The organism is Paenibacillus wuxiensis (assembly GCF_040195695.1).
Lineage (GTDB): Bacteria > Bacillota > Bacilli > Paenibacillales > Paenibacillaceae > Paenibacillus_B > Paenibacillus_B suaedae.
On the sequence record NZ_JBEFZI010000003.1, the window covers coordinates 280,605 to 307,527 of the forward strand.

General features: G+C 48.4%; 22 protein-coding genes. 10 read left to right on the top strand and 12 right to left on the bottom strand.

Annotated features, from left to right (window positions below):
* Positions 1 to 316 precede the first annotated feature (316 nt).
* The 3 genes from ABN764_RS07545 (at position 317) to ABN764_RS07555 (ending at position 3,410) form a co-directional block, all read left to right on the top strand.
* The gene (locus tag ABN764_RS07545; protein WP_446671460.1) at positions 317 to 1,582 is read left to right on the top strand and encodes a LytTR family transcriptional regulator DNA-binding domain-containing protein; all 1,266 of its coding nucleotides are present in this window, start codon (positions 317 to 319) and stop codon (positions 1,580 to 1,582) included.
* Positions 1,583 to 1,845: 263 nt separating this feature from the next.
* On the top strand, positions 1,846 to 2,700 hold the full coding sequence (locus ABN764_RS07550; protein WP_446671461.1) for an ABC transporter ATP-binding protein: 855 nt from the start codon (positions 1,846 to 1,848) through the stop codon (positions 2,698 to 2,700).
* On the top strand, positions 2,697 to 3,410 hold the full coding sequence (locus ABN764_RS07555; RefSeq protein ID WP_446671462.1) for an ABC transporter permease: 714 nt from the start codon (positions 2,697 to 2,699) through the stop codon (positions 3,408 to 3,410). The genes ABN764_RS07550 and ABN764_RS07555 overlap by 4 nt, the downstream gene beginning before the upstream one ends.
* A gap of 133 nt (positions 3,411 to 3,543) precedes the next feature.
* Here the strand turns inward: ABN764_RS07555 and ABN764_RS07560 are convergent, their stop codons facing one another.
* Positions 3,544 to 4,407: an MgtC/SapB family protein gene (locus ABN764_RS07560; protein WP_446671463.1), complete on the bottom strand. Its 864-nt coding sequence runs from the start codon at positions 4,405 to 4,407 to the stop codon at positions 3,544 to 3,546.
* Between the two features lie 334 nt (positions 4,408 to 4,741).
* Positions 4,742 to 5,020, bottom strand: coding sequence for a hypothetical protein (locus ABN764_RS07565; RefSeq protein WP_138188523.1), 279 nt, complete (start codon positions 5,018 to 5,020; stop codon positions 4,742 to 4,744).
* Between the two features lie 582 nt (positions 5,021 to 5,602).
* On the opposite strand from ABN764_RS07565, the gene ABN764_RS07570 reads away from it, so the two are divergent.
* The gene (locus tag ABN764_RS07570; protein ID WP_174808780.1) at positions 5,603 to 5,815 is read left to right on the top strand and encodes a hypothetical protein; all 213 of its coding nucleotides are present in this window, start codon (positions 5,603 to 5,605) and stop codon (positions 5,813 to 5,815) included.
* 80 nt (positions 5,816 to 5,895) lie between these two features.
* Here the strand turns inward: ABN764_RS07570 and ABN764_RS07575 are convergent, their stop codons facing one another.
* On the bottom strand, positions 5,896 to 6,189 hold the full coding sequence (locus ABN764_RS07575) for a YciI family protein (protein WP_174808781.1): 294 nt from the start codon (positions 6,187 to 6,189) through the stop codon (positions 5,896 to 5,898).
* A gap of 281 nt (positions 6,190 to 6,470) precedes the next feature.
* Here ABN764_RS07575 and ABN764_RS07580 point away from each other — a divergent pair, with 281 nt between their 5' ends.
* From ABN764_RS07580 to ABN764_RS07595, 4 genes are all read left to right on the top strand, one after another.
* Positions 6,471 to 7,856, top strand: a complete 1,386-nt coding sequence (locus ABN764_RS07580; protein ID WP_446671464.1) for a YjiH family protein — start codon at positions 6,471 to 6,473, stop codon at positions 7,854 to 7,856.
* A 284-nt stretch (positions 7,857 to 8,140) separates the two neighbouring features.
* Positions 8,141 to 9,436 (top strand): MFS transporter, encoded by a 1,296-nt coding sequence (locus ABN764_RS07585; protein WP_021257278.1) that lies wholly within the window; start codon positions 8,141 to 8,143, stop codon positions 9,434 to 9,436.
* A 405-nt stretch (positions 9,437 to 9,841) separates the two neighbouring features.
* Positions 9,842 to 10,798 (top strand): tetratricopeptide repeat protein, encoded by a 957-nt coding sequence (locus ABN764_RS07590; RefSeq protein WP_021257279.1) that lies wholly within the window; start codon positions 9,842 to 9,844, stop codon positions 10,796 to 10,798.
* Between the two features lie 473 nt (positions 10,799 to 11,271).
* Positions 11,272 to 12,609, top strand: a complete 1,338-nt coding sequence (locus ABN764_RS07595; RefSeq protein ID WP_028533357.1) for a TrkH family potassium uptake protein — start codon at positions 11,272 to 11,274, stop codon at positions 12,607 to 12,609.
* A 120-nt stretch (positions 12,610 to 12,729) separates the two neighbouring features.
* On the opposite strand, the gene ABN764_RS07600 is transcribed toward ABN764_RS07595, so the two are convergent.
* Positions 12,730 to 14,091 (bottom strand): nucleobase:cation symporter-2 family protein, encoded by a 1,362-nt coding sequence (locus ABN764_RS07600; protein WP_072729136.1) that lies wholly within the window; start codon positions 14,089 to 14,091, stop codon positions 12,730 to 12,732.
* 286 nt (positions 14,092 to 14,377) lie between these two features.
* On the opposite strand from ABN764_RS07600, the gene ABN764_RS07605 reads away from it, so the two are divergent.
* Complete coding sequence (locus tag ABN764_RS07605; RefSeq protein WP_268624161.1) at positions 14,378 to 15,355, top strand: Rieske 2Fe-2S domain-containing protein; 978 nt, start codon at positions 14,378 to 14,380, stop codon at positions 15,353 to 15,355.
* Positions 15,356 to 15,690: 335 nt separating this feature from the next.
* Here ABN764_RS07605 and ABN764_RS07610 read toward each other — a convergent pair whose 3' ends face one another.
* From ABN764_RS07610 to ABN764_RS07635, 6 genes are all read right to left on the bottom strand, one after another.
* A complete protein-coding gene (locus ABN764_RS07610) occupies positions 15,691 to 17,031 on the bottom strand; it encodes a radical SAM protein (RefSeq protein WP_446671641.1) in 1,341 nt (446 codons plus the stop codon).
* A 422-nt stretch (positions 17,032 to 17,453) separates the two neighbouring features.
* Entirely contained in the window at positions 17,454 to 17,942 is a 489-nt protein-coding gene (locus ABN764_RS07615) for a CcdC family protein (RefSeq protein WP_021257284.1), read from the bottom strand.
* 156 nt (positions 17,943 to 18,098) lie between these two features.
* The gene (hrpB, locus tag ABN764_RS07620; protein ID WP_446671465.1) at positions 18,099 to 20,717 is read right to left on the bottom strand and encodes an ATP-dependent helicase HrpB; all 2,619 of its coding nucleotides are present in this window, start codon (positions 20,715 to 20,717) and stop codon (positions 18,099 to 18,101) included.
* A gap of 100 nt (positions 20,718 to 20,817) precedes the next feature.
* Complete coding sequence (locus ABN764_RS07625; RefSeq protein WP_446671466.1) at positions 20,818 to 22,080, bottom strand: MFS transporter; 1,263 nt, start codon at positions 22,078 to 22,080, stop codon at positions 20,818 to 20,820.
* Positions 22,081 to 22,245: 165 nt separating this feature from the next.
* Positions 22,246 to 22,821, bottom strand: a complete 576-nt coding sequence (locus ABN764_RS07630) for a TetR/AcrR family transcriptional regulator (protein WP_446671467.1) — start codon at positions 22,819 to 22,821, stop codon at positions 22,246 to 22,248.
* A 324-nt stretch (positions 22,822 to 23,145) separates the two neighbouring features.
* Complete coding sequence (locus tag ABN764_RS07635; RefSeq protein ID WP_155987347.1) at positions 23,146 to 23,289, bottom strand: hypothetical protein; 144 nt, start codon at positions 23,287 to 23,289, stop codon at positions 23,146 to 23,148.
* A 99-nt stretch (positions 23,290 to 23,388) separates the two neighbouring features.
* Between ABN764_RS07635 and ABN764_RS07640 the strand changes: the two genes are divergently transcribed.
* Entirely contained in the window at positions 23,389 to 23,733 is a 345-nt protein-coding gene (locus tag ABN764_RS07640; RefSeq protein WP_021257289.1) for a DUF1360 domain-containing protein, read from the top strand.
* A gap of 81 nt (positions 23,734 to 23,814) precedes the next feature.
* On the opposite strand, the gene ABN764_RS07645 is transcribed toward ABN764_RS07640, so the two are convergent.
* Both ABN764_RS07645 and ABN764_RS07650 read right to left on the bottom strand, forming a co-directional pair.
* Positions 23,815 to 25,248, bottom strand: a complete 1,434-nt coding sequence (locus ABN764_RS07645) for an amino acid permease (protein WP_028533352.1) — start codon at positions 25,246 to 25,248, stop codon at positions 23,815 to 23,817.
* Between the two features lie 305 nt (positions 25,249 to 25,553).
* Entirely contained in the window at positions 25,554 to 26,843 is a 1,290-nt protein-coding gene (locus ABN764_RS07650) for an NCS2 family permease (RefSeq protein ID WP_072729141.1), read from the bottom strand.
* Positions 26,844 to 26,923 lie beyond the last annotated feature (80 nt).

Genomic DNA, 26,923 nt, shown 5'->3' on the forward strand with positions numbered 1-26,923 from the left:
TCCTTGCCACCCACTTCTGTGGGAGCAACCTTATTGTATCGAAATTTAGCGAACAAGTCAACATCATTCCCGCCCAATGTTCGTAAATTATTTCTAAATATCATTTTTCTTTACTTTGGTAAATGACATTATGGTCGAAATCCGAACATTAACAACACGTCCCCCTTGCTTAATGTCTTACTCTATCTCTCCCCCCAGCAAGGAAAGTACATATTAGTCAGGTTAATATCTACCCAAATCTAGGTTCTCGATATATCATTTACCTATATGATCTATCTCACAACAATGAATGGGCATACTGATTGGAGGTTCGCGTATGAACGCGCAGGAACCCCCCTACGGGGAAGGACTTATTATTGATAAGTTATATGTGACGAAGGGCAATTCCACACTGTTAGATGCGCTGAGCGTACAAATACATCCCGGGCAATGCATTGCAGTGCAAAGCAACCATATTACGGGACAGTTAATTATCGATCTGCTTATGAATCGAGCTAAGCCCTCTGCCGGCAGTGTAACCTGGCGTGGAGTGCCACTCTCCTCTGCCTCACTCGCCTCCAAGATCGGCTGGATTCGGCAGGGCGATTCCCTCTACGAGCGATTAACACCGAAGGATGCCCTTATCTTCTATATGAAGATGTATGGAGCCTACCATAAAGATCGACTTGAGCAGCTATTGAAGCTAACCGGTCTGCATGAGTGCGCGAATACACCGCTTGGCAAATGTACGTTATCTGAGCAGCGCCGATTCCACTTGGCGAGAGCCGCTGCTCATCGTCCGGAACTAATCGTCATCGAGGATCCCGAATTCCACATGGATTTGGAGAGCAGCTACCTGCTTCGGCAATGGATCAACACTATGTGCGAAGAAGGCGCTTCAATTTTCATGACCGTGCCTTCCTTAGAAAGCGCGCTCACGATGACCAATCATGTCGTTCGCTTAACACCAACGGGCTTCAAGTCCGTTATTATTGAGGATGAGGTGCCTGTAGCAGGAACACTTCAGGAAGTCGAGATATTTGAAGCGCATAGGCATACAAACGATGCTGAACAGCAGGTGTTCGTGGCGGAAGCCGAAGATGGTGGACAAGAAGGCACCGGAACGACGGAGTCTCTGAATGAAGATGTTAGCAGCCTACCATCAACCAAGGACAAGAAGTCCACAATACAAGCCGCTGAGAACGAAGAGGATGAGCCTGAATCCTCTTCAGCTGGAGCTGGACAACGCTTCGTCCCTCAAATCAGCTTTGATAAGATTCCAGCGCGCATCGAAGACAAAATCGTGCTTATCGATCCACTGGAACTGAATTATATTGAAAGCCAAGACGGGGCTTCTCAGCTTCATATGCATTCGGGTTCCCTCCCCTGTACAATGACGCTGACGGAACTGGAGCGTAAGCTTAAGGCATTCGGATTTTTCCGCTGCCACCGTTCTTACTTAGTCAACCTGCAGCGTGTACGCGAGGTCATTATTTGGTCGCGCAACAGCTACAGCCTTGTCCTCGATGATGAGAATAAGAGCAAGGTACCACTCTCCAAGAATAAATATGAAGAAATGAAGGCCATTATGGGGATCGGATAATTCATCATCTGCGCCATTCATCAGGAAAAGCTGTATTATCCACTCTCTCATTGGTTCCATTCCCCCCGCGAAATGCTCCATTCAACCTCTGGAGCACTCTATTCGCGGGGTTTTTGAGGTGATGATCACTCTTTCGCGATACGATAAGGATGTCGACAGGGGCGGCAGCGCAGCAATGAGCCGTCTCAGCCGCAAGCGAATAACAGCGGCACCGGCATTCACATCGTACACAATATCATTTATATAAAGCGAGGGTGACTCACATGGAACCAATTATCGAAGTGAGAGCAATGACCAAGACATTCGGCAACAAGCAAGCCATCAAGCCAATTGACTTTACAATTGAACGCGGTGAAATCTTCGGATTTCTGGGACCTAGCGGCTCCGGCAAGACGACAAACGTTAAGATCCTGACTGGTCAACTGCTTCCTACGTCAGGCACAGCCCGCGTATTTGGCGTAGACATCGCAAAGATGAAGGATTCGGAACGCCAGCAGCATCTATCTCGCATCGGCATATTAACGGATAACAGTACCTTGTACGATCGGCTCACCATTGAAGACAATCTTGTATTGTTCTGCAAGCTGTATAATGTGCCAACGAGCCGAGTACAGGAAGCGCTGGAGCAGGTTAACTTAACGAATGAACGCAAAACGGCCGTCAAACAGTTGTCCAAAGGGATGAAACAGCGGGTAACTCTCGCACGTGCCTTGCTCCATAAACCTGATATTTTATTCTTGGATGAACCAACATCTGCTCTTGATCCAACAAATACAAAACGAATTCATGAGGCGCTACGCGAACTGAACCGCATGGGCACAACCATTTTCCTGACGACACATGACATGGAAGAAGCAGAATCGCTGTGCGATCGCATTGCACTCCTCCATAATGGATGCATTGCTGCCATGGATACACCGCAGCAGCTGCGGATAGCCCATATGGATCATGGCATTACGGTTGTTACAACAGATGGAACCCACACCGTTGAGCGCGACGAGAGTGGAGCCAAGCGCATTCATGACTGGATGACTTCCGGCAAGCTAGTATCGATCCATTCGAACGAACCGACATTAAGCGATATTTTCATTAAAGTGACTGGAGGCGTATTACAATGACATTTTCGATAAATCGTGTATCTGCAATGATTCAGAAGGAATGGAAAGACGCTCTGAAGAATCAGATGCTTTTAATCACTGCCGCTTTGCCGCTTATTTTCGCTTTTATGTTCAGCAAAGGAGAAGCCAGTGATGGCGCCACTCTTCTGATGATGCCAGTTAATATGGCGCTGCTCATGACCTGTTTATTTGTTCAATCTATGATCGTTGCGGAAGAGAAGGAGAAGCATACGCTGCGCGTACTGATGCTGTCCCCTGCCAAGCCGATCGAAGTATTGCTGGGCAAGAGCGCAATCTCCGTATTCTTGACCGTATGTGCGCTTGTCGCAACATTTCTGATTGCAAATACACCAGCTCTTCCGCTTGTCGGTCTTGTTATGCTGATTGTACCAAGTCTGATCATGTATGTAGCATTCGGAACTCTTACCGGTTTGCTTTCCCGTACGATGATGGAAACTTCTTTTGTAGGTATGCCGCTGATGATCATCTTCTTGATGGGGCCAATGTTCAAGTCTATCTTTAATAGCACCCTGGTAAATACGATTGTGGATTACTTGCCAACATCTCAATTGTCAGCAGCAGCCGAGAAACTGTGGGATGGACAAGGAATGTCATCCATTTTAATCCATACTGGCATCATCTCCATCTGGATGGCTGCAGCGATTATCATTACATTGATTGTATATCGCAGCAAGCGTTACGACGCATAATGAGCTTGTCCGACAGGAACACCATTATTTCCCGAGAAATATACGGCGTCTTTCTACTCAAGCTGCAACACGAACAGCACAGCCCTGGAAGAGTACACGCTCTCGGCTGTGCTGTCTTTGTGTGATGCAGGTATTACTTGGATTGCTCTTCTACAGATTGACCCTCCTGCTTGCGTTCGAACAAGTCACTAAGACCCCATCTGCTCTTCTCCGCGGTCGATTCATCGATGCCAAAATGCTTCACAGCCCTCACGCACGGCTCAGAAAGCAGCTTCTCCAGCAGCTTATCGATATGCCATGTACGGCATTTCAATGTTACCTGCAGCAGCACACAGCAATAGCTATCTAGTTCACTTGATTCCTCTAATGGTGGATAGACGGTTGCTCTAGCCTCCGCTCCTCGATCCACAGGTTCAATGGAAATGTCCGATATGGCAATGTTCTGTTCCTTCAGAATAAATAGAACCTTCCCGATATGAAGCGGTCCGTCCGAAATAACAAGCGCAAGCTGCCTTACAGAGGCAGATTTCGAGAAGAGCGAGAATTTCTTCTCCAGCTTGTTCAACATGAATAAGCTGAAGAATGCTGTAAATGCGGTCAGTAGCGCTCCGTAGTAGAAGCCTGCTCCAACCGCCAAGCCTATCGCGGCAACTACCCATAAAGAGGCGGCAGTCGTTAGTCCTGATACGGTCATGCCCGTCCTAAGTATCGTTCCCGCACCAAGAAATCCGATCCCACTAATCACTTGAGCTGCTAGCCGGGCAGGATCCATGCGTACATTCGTTTCATAAATAAAGCTTGAAAAGCCGTAACTCGACAACATCATAATGAGCGCAGAACCAAGACAAACGAGAATATGCGTACGGAATCCAGCCGCATGCTCCCCAAATTCGCGCTCTAATCCAATTGCTCCGCCCAACACAACGGCAGTGATGACACGCAGGGTAAGCTCCAGCATGCCGATTTGCCATACTTCTGGATGAACGCCTAATTCCATAATTCGTATCAGCCTCATTCGTAGATGCCCGGTTCCAACCGCAGATCAAATAGTGGAGAATGAGTATGGGCACATTGTTATTATTTTTTGTAAGCGCTTCCTGTAAGAGATCTGTTAAATCCTCTCACCCCCGCACTACATCTGGATGCAGCTTCTCAAGCAATATCCATGTTGAACATCATCGTCTCTTCGAATAAACCTTAGAGTTCCTGCTCCATATAAGTAAGGCGGGAAAATCGAGTATATAATCTGGATTATATGCGCTTGTCACCAAAGTAGAACGAATCGTTTATTATTCTTCATTCGATAACGTGACACTTGAGAGATTATACTCTCACTTACAAAAAATTCTTGTTGTTACCTGTTTAACTGTATTTCGTACTAAAAGTAGAATGCCATACACGATAAAGACATTTACCGCATATAAATCAAGCCTCCATGAACATTCTACTGCATTTCTCCATAAAAAAACTTCACTTGCATGACCTAACGGCTCCTTTGGACCATAGAAAACAAAGGGAACCGGAAATCCTAATTGTTTGCCATTATTTCCAATTAGTAATAAAAGAAAAGGCAAGATCAAGCTAACAACAAAAATAAATTTACTTTTCATCAACACAATCTCCTTTTTACCATTGAAACTTACATATACACAAAAAATTAGGAGAGTATTACATGTCTAAAAACTTACTTCATTGTTTTTTTCACTAGTACCGATTTTTTCACTGGCAAGTTCTGCGTTTGCTGAAGAAGGAAAAACGTTTTAACGTTCGACCAGAAAGAACAATTGAAGGCTATTGAAAAAAAGTATGACGGCGATGTTGAAATTTTCTTTCCTGATTCTATTGGATCAGAACAGTTATCCTTGAACTCTACCGATTCTTCGGAAAGAATGAAATTCAATTCCGTAGAAGAACTTGAAACATTTATCGATGTTTTAAAATCTGAACAAATCGTCGCCTTCCTGGCGATAATTATACGGAATACCTGCAGCTCGTGCTTTTACTATAGCCTATGCAGCTAAGCGCTTCTGCTCTACTGCTCCGCTGTTCGTTATTTCAAATATGTTTCCATTCCCCCCTCCTATTGCTCCTTTCAACCGACAATAGGTACTTTTCAACCGGAATATAAGGAATGAACATATAGATGCCTATAGAATAAGGGTATCAAATCAATCGAGGGGACGTTGAATCAAATGATGAAGAAGCAAAATGAAAAGAACACTTGGACTTGGAGCGCATTGAAATCGAAGAGAGCATTTTGGTTATATTCCGGAATCGCATTAGGTGCGGTTTTGGGTCATCTTACTAATAATCTGGGTACATTCGTGGCTGTTGGCTTATGTACCGGTGAGGCCATGTGGAAGACGTATCAGAGACAAGTTAGCGCACAGCATGCAGAAGGATAAGCTGTACATAAATGAAGTGAGACTGCCGAACACGGCGAACAGTCTCGCTTTTTTAGTGTTATCAGCCCTGCTTAACGGCCTTACTTCTGAAATAAACGCGCTTGCAGGCTCGCATCTGCCTTCGTAGGACGGAAGGCAATATAATGATATTTCGCCACACCATGTACAAAGAAAGGATCCTGCTCGATATAGAAGCGAGCTTCCTCCTCTGTCTGCGCATCAACGACGATAATTCCGCCTGTACGAGGCTCCTTCGGCCCGGATAGCAGAAATACACCTCTCGAATAATGCTCGTCCAAAAAGGCACGATGGGCATCCAAATATACATCCACATCGCTCATCGGCTTCGTATAGCTTAGCTCTACAACATACATGCTTGTACTCCTCCCTGATCTGCTTCATACATAGAAGCAGCCGATGCATCAAGTATTTCGCACGAACCGAATGAAGTCAAGAACTGCTCTGTTGACTCCTAGATACACCTCGCAATGAATGACTTAGAAGAGATTATCAAAACATAGAAAATACAGGTGTGCTGCACCTTATTTTATTGTCACTTTTTGCTAACCATTCAACTCTTGGAATTCAACTCTATTTGTATTAAAGTAAACGATGTTGCATAAATATACCGCACTCCAAGGAGACTTATTCATACATGATAGCTAAGAACGACAACAATCAGCAAGATCCCTTGCATTCCCAGCAATTGAATATGGGTGGACTGCTGCATTTCGCAATTCCATCCTTGCTCGGATTGTTTCTCTTCGTCATTCCGATTCCATGGAATGGTGAAGTGACCGTACCCATTGCATTTCTGGCCAAGCTCATCGGACAATGGCTTGCGCCGTGGCTCCCGCTTGCCGCCACAGTCATCATTGTATTGGCGTGGCTGGGGACGGCTTATACTTACTTGCGGAAGCCGGCTAATCTGCTGCAGCTTCCATTATGGAAGGCACTGTTCGCCATCTCTCCCTTCTGGTTCGCCGCACGGACGGTAGGCATGATATTTGCTTTCATCACCTATTTCCAGATTGGACCTGAATGGATATGGTCGGAGCATACTGGAGGCATGCTGCTTACGAGCTTGATTCCAGGCTTGTTCGTCGTATTTATGCTCGCTGGCCTGCTCCTGCCGCTATTGGTTGATTTCGGACTGCTTGAATTTTTCGGTACGCTTATGACCAAGATTATGCGGCCTATCTTCACCTTGCCGGGCCGTTCTTCCATCAACTGTATGGCATCATGGCTTGGCGACGGTACAATCGGAGTCATGATGACAAGCAAACAGTACGAGGCTGGGTACTATACGAAGCGTGAAGCTGCCGTAATCGGCACAACATTCACAGCCGTATCTATAACTTTCAGCTTCATCGTTTTAAGCAACGTGAACCTGGCGCATATGTTTCTTCCGTTCTATGTGACGGTCACATTAGCTGGCATGATCGCAGCCATCATTATGCCGCGCATACCGCCGTTGTCGCGCAAGCCAGACACGTATGCGCCAGGTGCAACCCCAGCAGAGGATGAATCGATCCCATCTGCATGGAGCCCTTGGCAATGGGGACTTCGTCAAGCGGTAAGCAAGGCACGACAACATGAAGGAGCCGGTTCCTTCATGCGGGAAGGCTGTAAAAATACGATTGACCTATGGATTGGCGTGATTCCCGTTGTTATGGCCATCGGCACTGTCGCCGTAGCCATTGCAGAGTATACCCCAATCTTCCAATGGCTCGGCGCACCGTTCATCCCGATTTTGCAGCTGTTGGGACTCCCCGAAGCAGCGGCGGCTTCGCAGACGATATTGGTTGGATTCGCGGACATGTTTCTGCCTACGGTGCTGGGTTCTGGCATCGAAAGTGAGATGACCAGGTTCGTCATTGCCGCTCTATCCGTCACGCAGCTCATCTATATGTCTGAGGTAGGTGGATTGCTGTTAGGCTCCAAGCTGCCTGTCAATATGAAGGATCTATTTATTATTTTCCTGCTCCGTACGTTAATTACATTGCCGATTATCGCAATCGCTGCACATCTACTGTTCTGATTGTGAAAATCTAAGATATGGCTCTGTCTTGCGAGATATTTTCTAATTTTCTCCAAGATAAGGGCCATTTTCTATATTGCAACAATGATCAAAAACGATTATCGTTACATCATTCCATCCTTATGACAATCGTTCACCTTAGAAATAGATTTTCTCTCACCCTTGAAACTTCATCTTATTAGAACTATGAACCACCGGCTGAGCCGACAAGGCAGCTCTTTCGCCTGATTTCCAATGTCGATCACTGCTCTGCTATGGATTCGCCTCAGGAAAGGAGTTCTTCCATGGACAACAAATCATCTTCATCATCTATTGCAGCATCCTCACAGGGACATTCGCCATCACGAACGGAGTCCCCAAGCTTGGAGCCAAAAGCACATCTTCAAGCGGACACCATATTCCGCATTCTGCTTGCGATCAGCTTCGTTCACTTGTTCAATGATTCGATTCAGGCTGTTATTCCAGCAATCTTCCCTATCCTCAAGTCATCGATGAATCTTACATACGCCCAGATCGGTTGGATCTCCTTTGCGATTAACGTGACTGCCTCCCTGCTTCAGCCTGTGGTTGGGTATGCTGCGGATCGCAGACCAACACCTGCACTGCTTCCTATCGGCATGTGCTTCACCTTCGCTGGTGTATTGCTGCTTGCCTATGCACCGAATTATATTCTGGTGCTGCTTGCCGTTGTGCTCGTCGGCTTCGGATCAGCCGCCTTCCATCCAGAAGGGATGAGAGTAGCCCATATGGCTGCCGGCGCCCGCAAAGGGCTGGCCCAATCCATCTTCCAAGTTGGCGGCAATGCAGGGCAATCCCTTGCACCGATGCTGACCAAGTGGATATTCATCCCCTTCGGACAATCAGGCGCGCTCGTATTTACATTCGTTGCAGGGGCAGGTATCGCGGTACAAACCTATATTGCACGCTGGTATCGAGCGATGCTCGATAGCGGTTATGCATTCAAGAAGCGGCACCAGGCACGCACGATGGATCCATCGAAGCGCAGCCGTATTCAATCCGCTACAATTATTTTAGTTGTGCTCGTCTTCGCGCGTTCGTGGTACACTGCCGCCATTGGCAGCTATTATTCGTTTTACTTGATGGAAGCCTATCATTTGACGCTCGATGATGCGCAAATTTATATTTTCTTATTCCTCGGAGCAGGGGCAGTGGGAACATTCTTCGGCGGCCCGCTTGCAGATCGTTTTGGAAGACGCAATCTTATTCTAGCATCGATGCTCGGCACTGCTCCCCTTGCCCTTGTACTGCCTTATCTGCCGCTGTTCTGGGCCGGTGTTGTGCTCGCGATTACAGGATTCATCCTCCTATCCAGCTTCTCGGTTACCGTCATATACGCGCAGCTGCTGCATCCCGGCAACATCGGAACCGTATCGGGGCTAATTACGGGATTTGCCTTCGGAATGGGCGGGATTGGCGCATTGGCACTTGGTTATTTCATTGATACATGGGGGATTGAAGCTGTAATGATCGTGTGTGGATTTCTCCCCTTAATCGGCCTCCTCACTTGGATGCTGCCAAGCGACAACACGCTCCATCAATGGGCAAAAGAAATATCGTAGCACGTCGTTGTCAGCTCCAATGAACAACACACCTCTTATGTCCCGATGTTATCCGGCACTTGATTGAGCAGGTGCTGGGTAGCATCGGCTATTCGTGCAAATTCACCCTTGAAGCTTCCCCTGCAGCAAATCGAATTAAATATTATTAGAAAATGGAAGCCCGCTTCCCCTTGCCCCAGACGCGATGTAGGTCTACAATATTGTCAACTTCACTTGAGGGGTTAATGCCATTCATTGCAGTCTAAGAGACGATGTCCTCCCATAGATAAGTGAAGGAATGAACCCGAAACCGGACACATAACGATGAGGACTGATTAGGTATACACGTCAATCCATCATTTCAACAATCATGGATTTGCAATGCAATACAGACAACAATGGAGTACATCATGGAGGTGATGGAGGATGCCACAAGTAGACAATGAGGAACGAGAACAAGCCACGGTGAATGAACAGCCGAGTGAGACCGCTGAAGAGCAAGCCACAGCTGAGGAAGTAGAGGCTAGAGTCCGTCTCCAAGAGGCGATTCATCACGTGAATGAATTATATCAGAAGCAGAGATACCAAGAAGCATTGGAGGAAGCAATGCGTCTGCAGCAGCAGTATCCAGAGCACCCGACCGTCATGGCGCTGACAGCAGTCGTCCATAAGCCTGTCGCACCCGATCAAGCGCTCTATTGGGCCTCTGAAGCGTTGAAACGCGATACAAGACTGCCTGACGCCTGGCGCGTGCGCATGTCCATCTATTACGAGCGTCAAGAATGGCCAGCCTTCGAGACTGCTGCGAGGCAGCTTGCTGCGGTAACTGAGGAAGATCCTACGCCTCATCTGCTGCTTGCACAGTACCAGCTGCGCAAAGGCGCACTGGATCAAGCGCTCCTGTCGCTGGAACGCAGCATTGACATCGAGCCTGCCGGCATTGCTTACGCTACCTATAGCTATGTACTGGCGCAATTAAAACGTTATCCAGAATCCCGCGAAGCAGAACGCAATGCATTAGCATGGCAGGAAAGACATTCCTACACGCTTATGCAGCTTGCTTGGGCAGCGGATCAGCGCGGTGAGCCCGAACGCGCCATGCAATTCATGCAAGATGCCATACGTCTTAATCCTGAAGATAATCAGGTAAGAGTAGAATATATGGATGCCCTGCAGAAATCTCACCCTTGGTTCCGCTTCGTATGGTGGCCTGCGCAGATGCTGCAGAAGCTGTCTCCATGGATTTTAGTCATATTATGGGCTGCATTTGCAATTATTCAACCCACATTGCTTATCGCATTTATCGTGCTTCATGTATCGACATATTGGATTAGCCGAGGATTCGTAAATTGGAAGGTATATGGAAAGTTATGGGTGTCTTGAACGGCACCCTACTCTTCTCAAAGTCTCGACAGCATGCCATCCCATCATTTGAGCACATAAGATAACATCCGAACAACGCTCCACACCTAAGTACAAGCTCATAACTCAAGCGGCTCGATTTAAAATGTTAGTCCGAATGCAACCCGGTTCCTCATTTTTCTTTGACTCGATAAGCACTCTCTCAGTGCCTCTCCACAGCGTCAACTTCTCTCCACTTTCCCATTCAGATCTATCACATCTCGACCCCTTATGAACTCACTTAGCCGACTGTTCAACTGCCCTTGCAATGTTCTTTATAAAATAGGAAAATGTTCGTAAATGAAAATCGACCATTTACATCCACTCTGGGGAACGATATACTAGTGAACGTTTTGGAAAATGATCGACCCGAATGATGATCCAACGTACGCAAGATATTGAAACAGGATTCGATCCTTCCTCACTACTTATTTATGGCTAAAGGAGACGTTCACATGACTTCATGGAGAAAACGGACGATGCATTGGACGCCTGCCCGTGTGCTGGTTCTTGGTTTTTTGTCCATTATCACAATTGGGACATGCATCTTGATGCTGCCGATATCATTGGCAGCTGGACACTCCCTTTCCTTCATTGATGCCTTGTTCACCGCTACTTCTGCGGTATGCGTAACCGGTCTGGTTGTTGTTGATATTGGGACAACCTACTCTGCATTTGGACAAGGCGTAATTATATCACTCGTACAAATTGGCGGCATCGGCTTCATGTCCGTGGCCCTGCTCTTCTATCTCATGCTCGGCAAGCGCATTTCCTTGCGGGAACGACTTATTTTGCAGGAGTCGATCAACGCAAATAGCATGGAAGGCATTGTACGAACCATTCGCCGCGTGATTATATTTGTTTTTATCATCCAAGGAACGGGAACCATTATACTGACGCTGCGCTGGGCATTCGACATGCCGCTGCTGCAATCCTTCTATTACGGACTGTTCCATTCGATCTCCCTGTTCAACAACGGGGGATTCGACCTGTTCGGTTCCAGCTTCCAATTGCATGTGGATGATTTCGTAACGAATGTAGTTGCCATCTTCCTCGTGCTGTCTGGCGGACTTGGCTTCATCGTACTTGCAGAATTGTATGAATTTCCGAAATCGCGACGATTGACGCTGCACTCGAAGGTGGTATTGTCCATGACCGGTATTCTGGTCGTCGCAGGAGCTATCTTCATCTTTATCTTCGAGTTCCAAAATGCATACACGCTAGGATCGCTCAATTGGGACGGCAAAATATACGCATCCTTCTTCCAGTCTATCTCCGCTCGTTCCTCGGGAACGACAACGGTAGATGTGTCTCATATGAAGCAGGTCACACAGTTCGGTCTTATTATTCTTATGTTCATCGGCGCTTCTCCAGGCTCTGCGGGCGGCGGGATTAAGACGACGACGTTTGCTATCCTCTTGGCTGCCGTATACGCGATGCTGCGCGGACGCGAAGATGCGGTGCTGTTCCGTCATCGGCTTGCTAAGGATCAGATCATCAAGGCGTTGACGATTATCTTCCTTGCCATCTTCATGGTACTCGGTGTATCTATGCTGCTGGCGATAACGGAAGATCAGCCGTTTATCACCTTACTCTTCGAGACAGTGTCCGCTGTAGCAACCGTAGGATTGTCCATGGGGCTTACACCTGAAATGTCGGCATTCGGCAAGTTCGTCATCTGTGCCACCATGTTCATCGGCCGGATTGGTCCAATGACACTCGCCTATGCGCTCGGCAACCGCAAGGAACAGTCTCTGTATCGTTACCCAGAGGGCAAGATCATGATTGGATAGAACAACACAGCAAAAGGCAGCAAGCATCGCTTGCTGCCTTCTTTATTTCTCTGTATATATGACTACTATTGAATTACGCAAAACGTACTTCAGATTGAACCATAAGCACACAAGGTTCTACTAGGCCGTCTGTTCCCCGCCAGAACCCACCACAGTGGATTCCGACATACCTTTCCTCTTGCCGCTTGGGATAACCAAATTCAGAATCAATGCCGCCAGCGCCCCGACAGTAATACCGGAGGACAATACGTATACCGCGAAATCAGGCAGACCCGTCAAGGCGCCCTCAGGAAGTACAGTTACAGCCATCGTAAGCAGGATTGGCACGCCAATAATCATCATCGCACGCTCATCCAAGTCAACGAATTGAATGACCTTCAATCCATTCACGACAATGGCTACACAGACAACACCGAATATGCCGTTAATAACTGGCTCTGGAATGCATGTAATCGCTGCAGACAGCTTCGGCATCAGACCAAGCGCTATCAAGATACCGCCGCCTGCCATAATTGCCATCCGGCTTCCTACACCTGTAACCGCGATCAGTCCTGCATTGGAAGAATAGCCTGTCATTGGCGTTCCTCCGAACAATGCCCCAACGAAGCAGCCTAGGCCTTCCCCAGCCGCAGCACGGTTCAAGCGCTCATCCGTGAGCTCCTTGCCTGTAATGGAAGAAATAACGAACCACGTTCCTGTTGTTTCAATCAGAATGATGAAGTAGACGAACATCATCGTCATAATCGCACTGAGATTGAATTCAGGCGCACCGAATGGGAAAAAGCTAGGAATCGAAAATGCGTCAGCCTCTGCTACCCGTGAGAAATCAACCTTGCCAAACATGGATGCAAACAGCGTACCCGAGACAATAGCCACAATGACCGAAATGAGGCGCGATACCGTACCCAGCTTCTTCGATTGCCGTCCAAGAAGCATACAAACAATAAGAATCCCCGCTGATACAGCAGCGATGAGAATATTCGTCCACAAGTCTCCTTCTGCACGATAAATATTGTTCATTCCCGTTGGCATCAAGGAAATACCGACAATCAGTATTACGGTTCCCCCTACCAGCGGGGGAATCATACGGCGTACAGCCTTCGCGAACCATTTCATCGGCATGCCGAGCAGCATCATGAGCAATGCCCCCGGTATTAAGCTCCCTGTCATGGCCCCTAATCCAAGCTTGCTTCCAATCGCCCCCATCGCGCCGATAGGCACATAGGACGGCCCCTGTACGACTGGCAGCCGCAAGCCGAAGCCCGTTTGGATTAAGGTCGCAATTCCTGTTCCGATAAAGCACATTTGAATAAAGAATGATGTGTCAGTTGCATTTAGTGACAGCAAGCCTGCAATAATGATCGGTGCGATGTACAAATCCATAGCCAACACGTGCTGGAGTCCTAATAGAAAGGCCTTCCCGGCACCAATCTTATCATCCACCCCAACGACAAGCGTGTTCGACTTCGCTGATTGTTCCATGTGTGCTCATTTCCCCCCACGTATGCTGTAACGTTCGTTATGATTTTGATCACACCCTGATTATAGAGGGAACATTTCATTTTGTATAGATAAATTACGAATGTTTATTATTTATATTTAATTATTGTTCGTGTTTTGTGTTGACTCATCCCAATATATTTCCTAAAATAGATGTGTAAACAGCAATAATACGAAGATTGCATTTATTTCATCCAATAGATTAAGAACATTACATTCGGATTCAGCTATGGATACCCGGATCTTTAAAAAGGAGACTGTCTACATCATGATCGTAAATGATGCCGTATTGCGTAATGAATGGATTGTTGCTTGCCGTGCACAGGATGTGCAGGAGAAGCCGCTGCAGGTGCTGATAATGGGAGAGCGTGTCGTCATTTTTCGGACAGAAGAAGGCGTGCATGCGTTCAAGGATTTGTGTGTGCATCGCGGGGCTGCGCTGTCGCTAGGCTGTGTGAAGGATGGGAAGCTTGTCTGTCCGTATCATGCATGGGAGTTCGAGGGCTCCGGCGCTTGTTCACGCATTCCACAGCTGCCAACGGATCAAGCCATTCCGAAGAAGGCGCATGCGATTACGTACGGTTGTGAGGAGCGTTATGGCCTTATATGGGTCAATCTCGGCAATACGGATACACCATGGTTTCCATTCGAAGAGTTCGGTGCCGAGGGCTGGCGCAATGTAATATGGGGGCCGCAGTCCGTAGAAGCCAAGCCACCGCGCATTGTAGAGAACTTCCTCGATGTAGGTCATCTCGCTGTCGTCCATGAGGGCTACTTAGGTGTAGAAACACACACAGAGATTGGGGATTACCGAGTTCATCGTGTACCGGAGGGCATCCGTTCTGAGGAAATTGAAGTATTTCAGCCCGATCCAGACGGTTCCGGTCAAGCGAAGAATGTCTATTATACGTACGAGATTGCCCGTCCGCTTACAGTGAAGTTCACGAAGCGCGATAAGGAGACCGGACATCTCATGTCTATTCTGCTTACGGTGCAGCCGAAGGATGCAACGACCTCTGTAGCTTACGGGGTTCTGTCCTTCAGTTATGATCCGGGCCTATCAGACGAAGAGATCGTAAAGTTCCAAGACATGATATTCGCGCAGGACAAGCCAATCGTAGAAAATCAGAAACCAGAGGATCTGCCGCTTGATTTGCAAGTCGAGCTGTCACTAAAATGCGACCGTGTCAGCATCGCCTACCGCCAATATCTGAAAGAGCTTGGTGTTGTGTGGGGAACGGCGTAATGTAACCGGAATGTTGAGATGTCTATCCTTTCATGCCTTGTTGCGATTAATTCTTGTTGCAGGGAAATAGAGAAAAGCCTGGGAGTGGGGTTCCCAGGCTTTTGGCGTTACATACAATCGCAGCATTTCTGCTGTGACAAACATAAGCTTAGACATATGAATATGGATTAGCTCAAGCTTCCAGGTACAGACTTGGACAAGCGTCCAGTCTTGATGGATGTTGGCTTCGCTGCTGGGCGAATCACTTTCACTTTCTTACTCACCTCCTTGCGATCATTGGATGTTCAGCATATGCAAGACCCGCTGTCAGAATGACAAGGCCTAGGTCGCTATAGTTATTGAATAGCTGACATGTGCTCTACAGATTGAAGCCAAATCGTACGCAGCACCTGCTTAATCTGTCGCTTCTCATAGGAGCATGGCCGCTCGCCTGACCGCATCCGATATAAAGGGCAGTGATTACCCTGACAGGCTGGGCGGAAGAAGCAGGATTGACAGTTCTCATCTGTTTCTTCACCGGAAGTGGTCCAGACGGCCATTTTGTCCATATCGAGCTCTAATGTCCCATCTCCATGAATACACCCTAATTGATTGTTCGCTTGTTCAAGTGCTACCGAGCACTTATACAAATTGCCATCTGATCCGACAATCATCGAGTTCGGCTTCGCCGCATAGCAGACCGCCCCTGTCGGCAGCAAAATGTCCTTAATGAAGGAGCTTACTTGCAAGCCTGCCTGGATAGCTTCTTCATTCAATGCCCATATCTCCTTATCCTTAGTGCGGGCATCACATACCGGGAGCATCAGATCATTCTCTCCCCCCATGCAGCCGACTGGACGGAAGTAGACGGAGAACCGCTTGTCAGCGCCGAACAAGTCATGCAGCACAGGGATGAATGCATGAACCGCATCCAGATTACTGTTGTCAAAGTTCACGCGAATGTTAATCTCGAATGGGCGCTTCACCTGCTTAAGCGAGAGCAAATTCGCAATGATGCGCTCATAGGTATCTCCGCCCCCAAATAATCCTCTTCGCGCATTGTGCACTTCAGCAGGACCATCAATCGTAACCATGTACCGATCAATATGTAAATCTAACAGTTGTTCGAACAGCTCCCGTGTTAAGTAATATCCATTCGTGGATATTTCCGCTTGATAAGCGACATCGTATTTGTCGCAAACATCGATGAACGCGGTCGACAGCTGCTCGATCACATGCGGAGCAAGCAGCGGCTCGCCCCCATGCCAGCTGATGGTCAAGAAGTTGAGCGTCTTGGCCCGCTGCTCCATATAGGCAATTAATCCCTCTACGACTTCGTCCCGCATATTGCCCCGTGGGAAGTATTCGTAACAGTAGTTGCAGCGGAAGTTGCACGCTTCTGTTACAAGCAGTACCAAATGCATCGCATCAAGCTGGTGCATCGCCTGATGAAGGAACTGTGCGCGCCGCATCTCGTCCGTGTAAGCCGGAACAAGGAAGCCATGCTCCAATAAATCGCGATAGACAGCATTGTTCGGTTCCACCTCAGCCTGTCCCGGCCGCAGCCAAGACAGCACTCGTGTCTGTTCTTCCGCAGAGAACGAAGCAATTGCTCCAGAATAGCTGTTATATAGTACGAGCCCTCCATCATCAACCTTAGTCTGCGCATTGAACCGTGAAGGACGCCAAGTCACCATTGGCTGACTAGAAGAAGCCTTGTCAGCTGCATATTGGCTATTGCAATGAGTGGTTGAAGTTGAAGCTCCTTGTGAACAGGTAGAGGCGCCCTCATTGTTTTCTGAATTTGGCTCTTGTTTCGCGCAAGCCGCACCCTGATAAGGCTGCTGCATGTTAGATGAGGAAGCTTGCCGAGAAGTATGTTGTGAGTCTTGTTGTGCCATGTCGTAATCCCATCCTTTTTCCTGTTAGCACACGTGCTTCTAGTCCTTCCATGATGACGCTCAGCACACAACAGGACAATGACACCCGTCACGTTCTCGTGGACAGGTATTCAAATCCAGCAACCCTCCGTCCTTCTAACACAATGCAAAAAAGCTGCACCCAACCTTACAATGAAGGCGGGTACAGCTTCTTATTTACCTTAACCTCTCAACAATTCTTACTGCTCCACTCTTTCTGCCATCAGCTTCTTATACTGCATCATCATAGCCAAGCGCCATGGCAGCAGCATGCCGAATGCCAGAATAAAGAACATGGACGCACTCTGTGAGATTGACACATACTGCTCCACAACATCATGCAGAATGAGCCGCAGTACGAGCAATCCAACAATGACGACAATGAACATATTCGATCGCTTCAAATATACTTCCTCGCCAATTCGTTCGAACCGGGATGTGCGAATAAGCGGATAGGCGAAGATCAATGCCCCTGCGAGGAAAGCTCCGATCGCCCATAGCCACGGTATACGCATCGCAGGTATGATGAACATACCGAATCCAGTTGCCATACCGATAGGCGGCATGATTATCTTCTTCATTGAGGTCGGCTTGTTCGCCGCACGCAGACGCAGTACGATTACCCCCGTCCCCGCACACAAGGACACAATCAGTGACATCAACTGTGATGACACGAGTGCATGTGACATGCACCATCACCTCCACTAAGTACAAGCCTATAGTTATCGTTATTACTACCTACTATTCATTAGACCCGTTGGTCATTTCCTGTATGATCTATTATATCGAATTTTATATTCACATACCAATGGCCAGTGAGGGATCTTAACATTGCATACCCAAGTCTATTTCTTATCCGGAGCCGGTCTGGTGCGCCGGGTCGCAATCGCCTCTAGAGGATTATCCGGCCAATAATGTTTGGGATAGCGCCCCTTCAAATCCTTCTTCACGTCAAAATAAGTCGTCGCCCAAAAGCTGGCCAAATCCTGCGTTACCTGTACAGGCCTCTGTGCTGGCGAGAGCAAGTGCATCGTCAGTGCCACTCGTCCGCCCGCAATGCGCGGCGTATCGTGCAGGCCGAATACTTCCTGCAGCCGTACAGCCAGCAGCGGACGATCAGGATCCTGATAATCGACCGCAATGCGCGAACCGCTTGGCACTGCAATATGTGTCGGCGCCTCCTTATCAAGCTGCTGGCGCTGTTCCCACGTCAGCATCGACTCGAATACCGTCGTAAGGCTAAGCTTGCCAAGTTCATCACGACTGCGCATACCGTATATATGCGGGCCTAGCCACTCCTCCAAGGTGGCTAAGAGGGCTTCTTCACTGGCATCCGGCCATTCCTCAGGCAGGTGCCGGTGCATGAATTGGAGCCTCGCCTGCCACTGGCGCGCCGGCTTCGTCCATGGCAGGAGGGCAAGCCCCTCTTGGACGATGCCTTCCAGCAAGGCATGCTGCACCGCATCTGCATCAGGTGCGCTGTGCGGCATATCCTTAAGCGTGAGCGCCCCTAGACGAACGCGTTCCCGAGCTCGAACCGACTGGGTCGTCCGATCCCAAGCAATCAGGTCTTCCCGTGTAAACTCCCTCGCGAAGTAACGCTCCAGCACCGCCCTGCCAAGTGACGCTGCAAGCACAATCCGACCATCGGTGCCAGCATCGTCAAGCTGCACCGCCACAATATAAGGCGACTGTGCCAGCAGGGTTCCGCTTGCAGCAGCTTGGGTAAAGGCCGCGCCGCGTCCATTGCGCAGCAGGTAGCGCCCATCCGAACGACGCTCGGCAATCCGATCCGGATAAGCGAAGGCAGCAAGTAAACTCCATGCTTCCTCGTCTGCTAAATCCGCATTGCGCTGTACTAGTTGCTTATCATCCTGTCCCATACGGATGACTAACTTGTACTGCTTCGCCTGCTCACGAATCCGTCGCAGCACACTCTCATCGACATCCCCTTGACGAGAATGACGTGATGGTGAATGTATTCCTAGCGTCAACAGTTCCATGCGCAGTCCTAAATCGGGGTTCAACGCTGCAGGTGGCTGTCCCGCTTGCCCGAATCCCCCCCTTGAGTTAGCACTGCTACCACTATGGCGAATGACATCCCGCTCCTCCAGCAGCGCAGCTAGCGTACATGCTGCTTCTCCCAGTCCAAGCTCCATCCCCTTCACGATCATATGTGCGAAGCGAGGATGAAGCCCCAATTTGGCCAGCGTACGACCGTGCGAAGTCAGTGTGCCGGACTCGGACAGCGCTCCGAGATGAACGAGCAGTTCTTCCGCTTGTTGCAGTGCTGCAGGAGGCGGCGGAGTCAGCCACTTCAGATCAGATGCCTCCGTCCCCCATGCAGCCAGCTCCAATGCTAACGAGGCGAGATCAGCCGCAAGTATCTCCGGCACATGATGTGCTGGGAGCTGTCTCTCTTCTTCTCTCGTCCACAATCGGTAACAGACCCCAGGCCCAAGACGACCCGCACGACCACGGCGCTGATCGGCTGAGGCACGTGACACCGGAACCGTCTCCAGCCGCGTAAGGCCTGTACGTGGAGAGAAGCGCGGCACTCGCATCTGACCGCTGTCGATCACGATCCGTACTCCTTCCACAGTTAGGCTCGTCTCTGCTATGGCAGTAGCCAGCACGATCTTGCGCATCCCATTCGTTGAGGGACTGATCGCAGCATCTTGTGCAGCCGCCGACAGTTGTCCATATAATGGGGCAATATATGCACGTTCATTCCACCCGTTCCTCGTCAACTCCTTCTCCAGATCAGTCTGCACGCGTCGAATCTCCCCCGCTCCAGGGAGGAATACCATGATGTCTCCTTCATGACGATGAAGCGCCAGCTTAATCGTCCTTACGATACGCGGCTCAAGTAGAGTATCTTCACGCCGTTCAGCATATATCGTCTCGACCGGATAACTGCGACCCTTGCTGACCACTATTGGCGCTCCTCCCAGCATGGCCGCGACTGGTTCTGCCTCAAGCGTCGCCGACATCACGAGGATACGGAGATCCTCGCGCAAGACAGATTGTGATTCGGCGGTGAGGGCCAAGCCGACATCTGCATGCAAATGCCGCTCATGGAACTCATCGAATATGACGAGTCCTACCCCTTCCAAGGAAGGATCCTCTTGGAGCATGCGCGTCAGAATTCCCTCCGTAATGACCTCAATGCGCGTCTTTTTACTTATGCACGTATCCAAACGTACGCGATATCCTACTGTCTCACCGGCCTGCTCACCCAGTGCACGAGCCATGTAGCGTGCAGCAGAACGCGCTGCAATACGCCGCGGCTCCAGCATGAGAATCCGCAGCCCTTGGAGCCATGACTCATCCAGCAGCGACAGCGGTACACGGGTCGTCTTCCCCGCACCTGGCTCAGCTACCAATACCGCCCCTGTATGGCTGCTCAGCGCCGATTTCAATTCTGGCAATACATCATCTATCGGTAAATGATTCCCGCTCATTTCCATCCTCCATACGATAAAAAAGCTGTCTCATCCATCATAGACGAGACAGCTTCCCTACATCAAGATTATCGAAATTACACTTCATTGATTCCGATCATCAATTATTATATACGCTCTTGCCGTTAGCCTTCATCGTCTGCGCTGGTTCTACTCCGCTCATGCTTATGGAGAAGGTCTGCTTATGGCGGCGCTTCAGCAAGCTCAAGCCGAACACGGCTGATACAATGATCACGCTAATGACAATGAGCGAGGACGACACTGGCAGCGTATCCGTCAACACTCCTCCAGCGATTGGTCCAAGCATCATCCCCGCCGCATGAATCATATTGAATAGGGCGTATGCCACCCCATAATCACCGCCCGATGAATCGCCATCCACGATGGCACCTAATGTTGGCAATGTCGGCGACAGCGTAAATCCTACTGCTGCCCCTACCAAGCAGCCTGCCATCATCAATAGAGTCACATTGCCTGCAAATGCGATTAATGGTAACGTGAGCGCCAAACCAACAAGCCCTATTAGCATGAGTCGGAAAGGATTATGCTTGGCTGTAAGTGTTCCCGCTATTGGAGCGATCATTCCATAGCTCAGTGTCATGACACCGAACAGCATGCCAAGCGCAAGCGGAGACATCTGGAATTGCTCAGTAACATAGACCGGAAGGAGTGGCTCCAGCATCGTCAATGTCGTCTCAGCAAGCAGGATAATCGAAGCAACGAATAGAATCGTCCGATGCCGCAGCAGGGAGAACGTGCCTCCTCCTTCGGCCTGACGCTCCTCTCTGACAGGTTCGCGCAGTGCAAACACGACAATGATCGAAATAACTGCCGTCAATGCTGCTGCGAACCAGAATGGCGTATGGTGATCGCCAATCTCAAACAACCAGCCTCCAATTGGAGCTCCGAGCAGGGAGCCCGATGATATCCCTGTCATGGCGAAGCCCATTGCCGCTCCGCGTACCGGCCCAGAGAACAGATCAGCCAGCAGCGCCATTGCTGCTGTCCATGACGCAGCCGCAGCTAAGCCTTGCAGGAAGCGAGCCGTAATGAGCATTGCCGTCGTTTGCGAGAATACGAACAGCATGGTAGATATCATCATGAACACAAGACCCGTTAAGATCGTCTTGCGTCTGCCAAATTTATCTGCAACCCGCCCGAAAAAAGGCGTGGTAATGAACAGAGCTGCTGCATAACTGCCGAACAGAATACCAAGTGTGGTCGAAGACATCGCATACTCGGTTGTAAAATACGGCACGACTGGAATGAACAAACTGTACAACAACATGTCAATAAATAAAATACCGATAACGAGCACGAGGCCAATCCACTGTGCGCGACTAATCTGCCTCATGAAAGACATAATCCCACTCCTAAAACTAATTTGTTTTTATAAGTTTTCTTAGGCAAAAGACTGAGCCTAATGGTTCAGTCGATATAACCTGATGATTCCAATATGAACGACCTCATGTCCCCAGTGTGAAGCATGAGCCTTGCATTAGCGACAAGATAAATCCCCTTGCATGGATTATCTTTGTTCCTCAGATTGATCTCTAGCAACAAGCCCATACAGCATAATATCTGCAATCGACTTTAATGCATCCGGCAGCGAAATGTTCTGCTTAGCAAAAAATCGCTGATCCAAGGTTGAATTGAACGCATCCGTAATTACCTTCACGATAAAGGCCGCATTGTGCCTTAATATGATGCCTTCCTCCATCCCCTGCTCCAGCAAGATTCGCAGCATCTCCCAATCATCCCGGAGAGCCTTATCAATCTTTGACCACTGCTCAGGGTATACGCGCTTCATTTGCTCCAAGATTCGGTTGTCATACAGCTCAAAGTGATTCGGAAGCACGGTCATTACCGCTTTCAATTTATCCAGAAGCGACAAGGTGTCATTCTTCATGATTTGTTCAGTCTTCGCATCACTTTCGTGCATCGTCTGTTCTATGATCGTATCTAGCAGTTCCGCTTTTGAAGAGAAATGCTCATACAAAGTGCGCTTGCTCATCCCAAGTCGACGCGCCAAATCATCCATCGTGAATTTGATCCCTTTGTCTTGCAACTCCTCTATAAATGCCTTCATAATCCGTTCGCGCATGAAATTCCCTCCATTCACGCCGACATAAAACTATAAAAACAAAAGTAGTTTTCTTAGTTAATGTCACTATTATACCCTACCTTTTTGACAACAAGCAAGGCCGCAAAAACACCCCTCTTTTTCACACAGAAAAGCAAAGAAAACACACTCCGCATGATAAGAAGTGTGTCTGCTCAAGTCCAATTTGATAGGTAACACAAAAAGAGCCTGCCCGTCTTATGACGGAACAGGCCTTAAGGTAGGAGCAGGAGCCTTCCCATGAACTGAAATCACCTTGCTGTGGACCAATGCATATGTTGGAGTACATCTTACCAGCTACATGACTTATCGAATCGGCTTAATTGCAGATACCGCTTCAACTTTCCGTGCTGTCATCTGAATGCCCTGCGGAGATTGCGGCTTCGCATCACTCTGAATGACCTTGATTGGGCTGCTGACCTTATTCATCTGGTTGCAGAAGCACATCATCTGTCACCTCCATTCCCTATATCCGTTTCTAGCATATGCAGTCTCTCACTAGATGGATTGGACATGTCGACATCTGCCAAGCGGAAAGGAGAATGTATGATGATCACCTGGATTGAGCTGTTCATATTAGCGCTGGCTTCCTTTCGCCTGACCCATCTGCTCGTCTATGACGACATTATGGAATGGCTGCGCAAGCCTTTTTTGTCTGTTACGTATGTAACCGATGAGAATGGCAATGTATCGCGAATTACGGAACCAAGAGGCAAGGGGCTTCGCTATTGGCTGGGCTCACTAATAAGCTGCCATTGGTGTACAGGCATTTGGTGTGCCACCTTGCTGACAGCACTGCAGTTCTACGCCCCCGTCACCTATCCATTTATCGTATTATTAGCTGTCGCTGGCATTGCCGCGCTAATCGAGACCTACTTGCTGCGAAAGATGTAATGTTGCACGCTTGCTAGGCAAGCACACAAAAAAGGAGCCCAAGCTTAGCTTGAGCTCCTGTCCTATTCATAAATACGCATCTTATCGATTGTTCTTGCCCAGCCTTGCGATCATCGGCAAGATCAAGCCTAAACCAAGCAAAATGAATGGCGTGATGACGTTCAGCATTAGCTGGAAGTACCATTCTGACGTAAATGCCTCAACTTTAGGGAACATCCCCATAATACAAGCAAAAGCCGTAAAGACGAAACACCACAAACCGATCACGAAGCCGACCTTGCGATTTTTCACAAATTTATAATCGGATTGGAACTTGTCCCCTAGCTTCATGAGCGCCATGAAGGCTGCGAATACCCATAGGTAACGAAGCGGCATTACGATCGAGTTCAGATCAAGCAGCCAGTTGAAGAGCGAGTTCATGTTGCCAATTCCGATCGCCGGAATAACAATCAGAATCCCTACAAGCACAGCCGTCATAATGTATCCATTGACTGGCGTGTTGCGCTCGTTCGTCTTCATCAGCTTCTGAGGCACGAACTTCTTGTCCGCATCAAGCAGCAATACTTTCAGTGGTGCATCGATAGAGAAGGCCAACGCCGAAATTTGTGCAAGTGTGTTCGCTATCGCATACAGCACGAGGAATGTATTGCCGATTCCATAATATTCACCAAGCATCTTGAACGCATAGTACTGTCCGTTCATCTTCAAATCTGCCGGAATGTTGTTCGAATCGAACATCATGCCCATTGCGAACGAACCGAGCAAGGCACATACAGCAACCATCCCCGCCAGAATCAGCATCCCGCGAGGGAATTCCTTCGAAGGATTGTTCGTATTGTTGACGTATGGTGAGATTTTCTCTGCTCCACCTACGGCAAATACGAGCATGGACAATGTTGTAAAGTACGCGAAGTTAAAGTCCGGAATGAACGAGCTGACCGACATATCTGCCGTCGCAATCGTCGCGCCCGTCAGTGCAGGTGCTGTCACCGCAAGTACAATGTACAGAAGCGACATAATGAAGATGGACATCCCTGCAATCGTACCGATCTTCTTCAAGGAATTGAGCCCGCGGGAAGCAACCCACAGGAATACGAGAAATACGGCCAAGCAGATAAGCTGCAGCGTCAATGTGGAAAACTGATTAATAAAGTTCCCACTGCCTGTTACTGTCCAGCCGAGTGCGATCAGGATCCCTTGCGGCTTCTGAGCCAGATATGGAATGTGAACAACCCAGTACGTCCAAGCAGCCAAATAAGCGACTGTAGGTCCCATCGTTTCTTTTACCCAGGAACTAACGCCGCCTTGATCGTTTTTGAATGTTGAACCCATTTGTCCAACCATCAGTGCGTAAGGCACGAAATACAGCGCGATAATAAGTATCCAAGATGTTACAACCGTTAACCCTTGGTTTGCATAGTTATTAACAACGTTGCCAAACCCCCACACGGAGACGAAAGCTATCAAGGCAATGTTATACCATCGAAGCTTTTTGTTATCGTCGTTGCGGTTCATGTTGCAAAAGCTCCTCTCACTACTTGTGGAAATATGTTACAATTATGTGTGCAGACACTTTATTAGTATACAATTATCAAGATATGGATTCATAAAGAAACTTCTTCATTTGTTGGATCATATTGGGGCATTCACATTACCTATAAATTTCCCAGTTCGTGTACACTTTATGCCACTACGACCACTCCTAGCCTATCAGACGACTTACAACAAATAAGGGTTTGATCCGAATTCAAAAATATAAAAAAGCCCCGGAGCTGAGTTCCGAGGCTTTTCCTTACGATATTGGATTCCTGCCAACAACCTTAGTGGGCTGGGAAGAAAGCCATTTGAATAGCGAAAATTACGCCAAATACATATAGAATCGGATGGACTTCTTTCCCTTTGCCGCTGAATAGCTTCATAAGCGGATACGTAATGAAGCCAATCGCAATACCTGTAGCAATGCTGGATGTAAGCGGCATACTGATCAGAATCGCAAATGCCGGGAAAGCTTCGTCGAACTCTTTCCATTTAATACGTGCAAGCCCGTCCATCATGAAGCAGCCAACAATAATAAGCACTGGAGCTGTAATCGCTGGCAAGGATGAAATCCCTGCGAGAACCGGCGAGAAGAATAGGGACAGGAAGAACAACCCCGCTACAACAACGGAGGTCAATCCTGTACGTCCACCAGCAGCAACACCTGCCGAAGATTCAATGTACGCACTGGATGGTGTCGTCCCCATCAAAGAACCTGCTGTTGTCGCAAGCGCATCCGCCATCAATGCCTGTTTCGCACGCGGAAATTGATTGTTCTTCATTAGACCTGCCTGCTCCGCTACCCCAATCATCGTACCCGTTGTATCGAAGATCGTAACGAGCAAGAAGGCAAATACAACTGTGTATAGGCCATGAGAGAATACACCCGCTATATCCACATCGAACAGCACTGGTGCTGTTGGAAGCGCAATAAAGCCGTCAAACTTCATCAAGCCCATGAAGTAACCGATAAGCGCCGTAGCTGCCATACCGATGAACAGGGCACCCTGTATCTTACGGGCCATCAGGATAAGCGTGATGAACAATCCCGCCAAGGTTAGCACCGTTACCGGTTTATGCAAATCCCCGAAAGCAATCATGGTTGCCTCATTCGGCACGACAATACCGGAGGATTTCAAGCCGATAAAAGCGATAAAGAGGCCAATGCCTGCCGTAATCCCAAACTTCAACGAACTGGGAATTGACTCAATAAGCGTTTCACGCAGCTTCGTAAACGTCAGCAACAAGAAGATAATACCTGCCAGGAACACTGCTCCAAATACAGCCTGATAGCTCACACCCTGTGAAGCTACTACAGAAGCAAAGTATGCATTCATCCCCATTCCTGGTGCTACAGCAATTGGGTGATTCGCGAACAAAGCCATATATAACGTACCGATAATTGCCGAGATTACCGTTGCGGTAAACACTTGCTGGAATGGAACTCCAGCACTCGACAATATCGCTGGATTCACGACAACGATATATACCATCGTTAAGAACGTTGTAATGCCCGCCGTCACTTCTGTGCGCGCGTTCGTTCCGTTTTCTTTTAATTTAAACCATTTTTCCATTGGATCAAGCTGCTCCTTTCATAAGCAACAAAACTAACACTTAGGCATCTTATTAGAAAGGCGATTCTTTGTCAATAAAT

Excerpts from the sequence above, each read along its gene's own strand:
- ABN764_RS07545 (WP_446671460.1), top strand. The coding sequence starts at position 317 with ATGAACGCGCAGGAACCCCCCTACGGGGAAGGACTTATTATTGATAAG.
- ABN764_RS07550 (WP_446671461.1), top strand. The coding sequence starts at position 1,846 with ATGGAACCAATTATCGAAGTGAGAGCAATGACCAAGACATTCGGCAAC.
- ABN764_RS07555 (WP_446671462.1), top strand. The coding sequence starts at position 2,697 with ATGACATTTTCGATAAATCGTGTATCTGCAATGATTCAGAAGGAATGG.
- ABN764_RS07560 (WP_446671463.1), bottom strand. The coding sequence starts at position 4,407 with ATGGAATTAGGCGTTCATCCAGAAGTATGGCAAATCGGCATGCTGGAG.
- ABN764_RS07565 (WP_138188523.1), bottom strand. The coding sequence starts at position 5,020 with ATGAAAAGTAAATTTATTTTTGTTGTTAGCTTGATCTTGCCTTTTCTT.
- ABN764_RS07570 (WP_174808780.1), top strand. The coding sequence starts at position 5,603 with ATGATGAAGAAGCAAAATGAAAAGAACACTTGGACTTGGAGCGCATTG.
- ABN764_RS07575 (WP_174808781.1), bottom strand. The coding sequence starts at position 6,189 with ATGTATGTTGTAGAGCTAAGCTATACGAAGCCGATGAGCGATGTGGAT.
- ABN764_RS07580 (WP_446671464.1), top strand. The coding sequence starts at position 6,471 with ATGATAGCTAAGAACGACAACAATCAGCAAGATCCCTTGCATTCCCAG.
- ABN764_RS07585 (WP_021257278.1), top strand. The coding sequence starts at position 8,141 with ATGGACAACAAATCATCTTCATCATCTATTGCAGCATCCTCACAGGGA.
- ABN764_RS07590 (WP_021257279.1), top strand. The coding sequence starts at position 9,842 with ATGCCACAAGTAGACAATGAGGAACGAGAACAAGCCACGGTGAATGAA.
- ABN764_RS07595 (WP_028533357.1), top strand. The coding sequence starts at position 11,272 with ATGACTTCATGGAGAAAACGGACGATGCATTGGACGCCTGCCCGTGTG.
- ABN764_RS07600 (WP_072729136.1), bottom strand. The coding sequence starts at position 14,091 with ATGGAACAATCAGCGAAGTCGAACACGCTTGTCGTTGGGGTGGATGAT.
- ABN764_RS07605 (WP_268624161.1), top strand. The coding sequence starts at position 14,378 with ATGATCGTAAATGATGCCGTATTGCGTAATGAATGGATTGTTGCTTGC.
- ABN764_RS07610 (WP_446671641.1), bottom strand. The coding sequence starts at position 17,031 with ATGGTGACTTGGCGTCCTTCACGGTTCAATGCGCAGACTAAGGTTGAT.
- ABN764_RS07615 (WP_021257284.1), bottom strand. The coding sequence starts at position 17,942 with ATGTCACATGCACTCGTGTCATCACAGTTGATGTCACTGATTGTGTCC.
- hrpB (WP_446671465.1), bottom strand. The coding sequence starts at position 20,717 with ATGAGCGGGAATCATTTACCGATAGATGATGTATTGCCAGAATTGAAA.
- ABN764_RS07625 (WP_446671466.1), bottom strand. The coding sequence starts at position 22,080 with ATGTCTTTCATGAGGCAGATTAGTCGCGCACAGTGGATTGGCCTCGTG.
- ABN764_RS07630 (WP_446671467.1), bottom strand. The coding sequence starts at position 22,821 with ATGCGCGAACGGATTATGAAGGCATTTATAGAGGAGTTGCAAGACAAA.
- ABN764_RS07635 (WP_155987347.1), bottom strand. The coding sequence starts at position 23,289 with ATGATGTGCTTCTGCAACCAGATGAATAAGGTCAGCAGCCCAATCAAG.
- ABN764_RS07640 (WP_021257289.1), top strand. The coding sequence starts at position 23,389 with ATGATCACCTGGATTGAGCTGTTCATATTAGCGCTGGCTTCCTTTCGC.
- ABN764_RS07645 (WP_028533352.1), bottom strand. The coding sequence starts at position 25,248 with ATGAACCGCAACGACGATAACAAAAAGCTTCGATGGTATAACATTGCC.
- ABN764_RS07650 (WP_072729141.1), bottom strand. The coding sequence starts at position 26,843 with ATGGAAAAATGGTTTAAATTAAAAGAAAACGGAACGAACGCGCGCACA.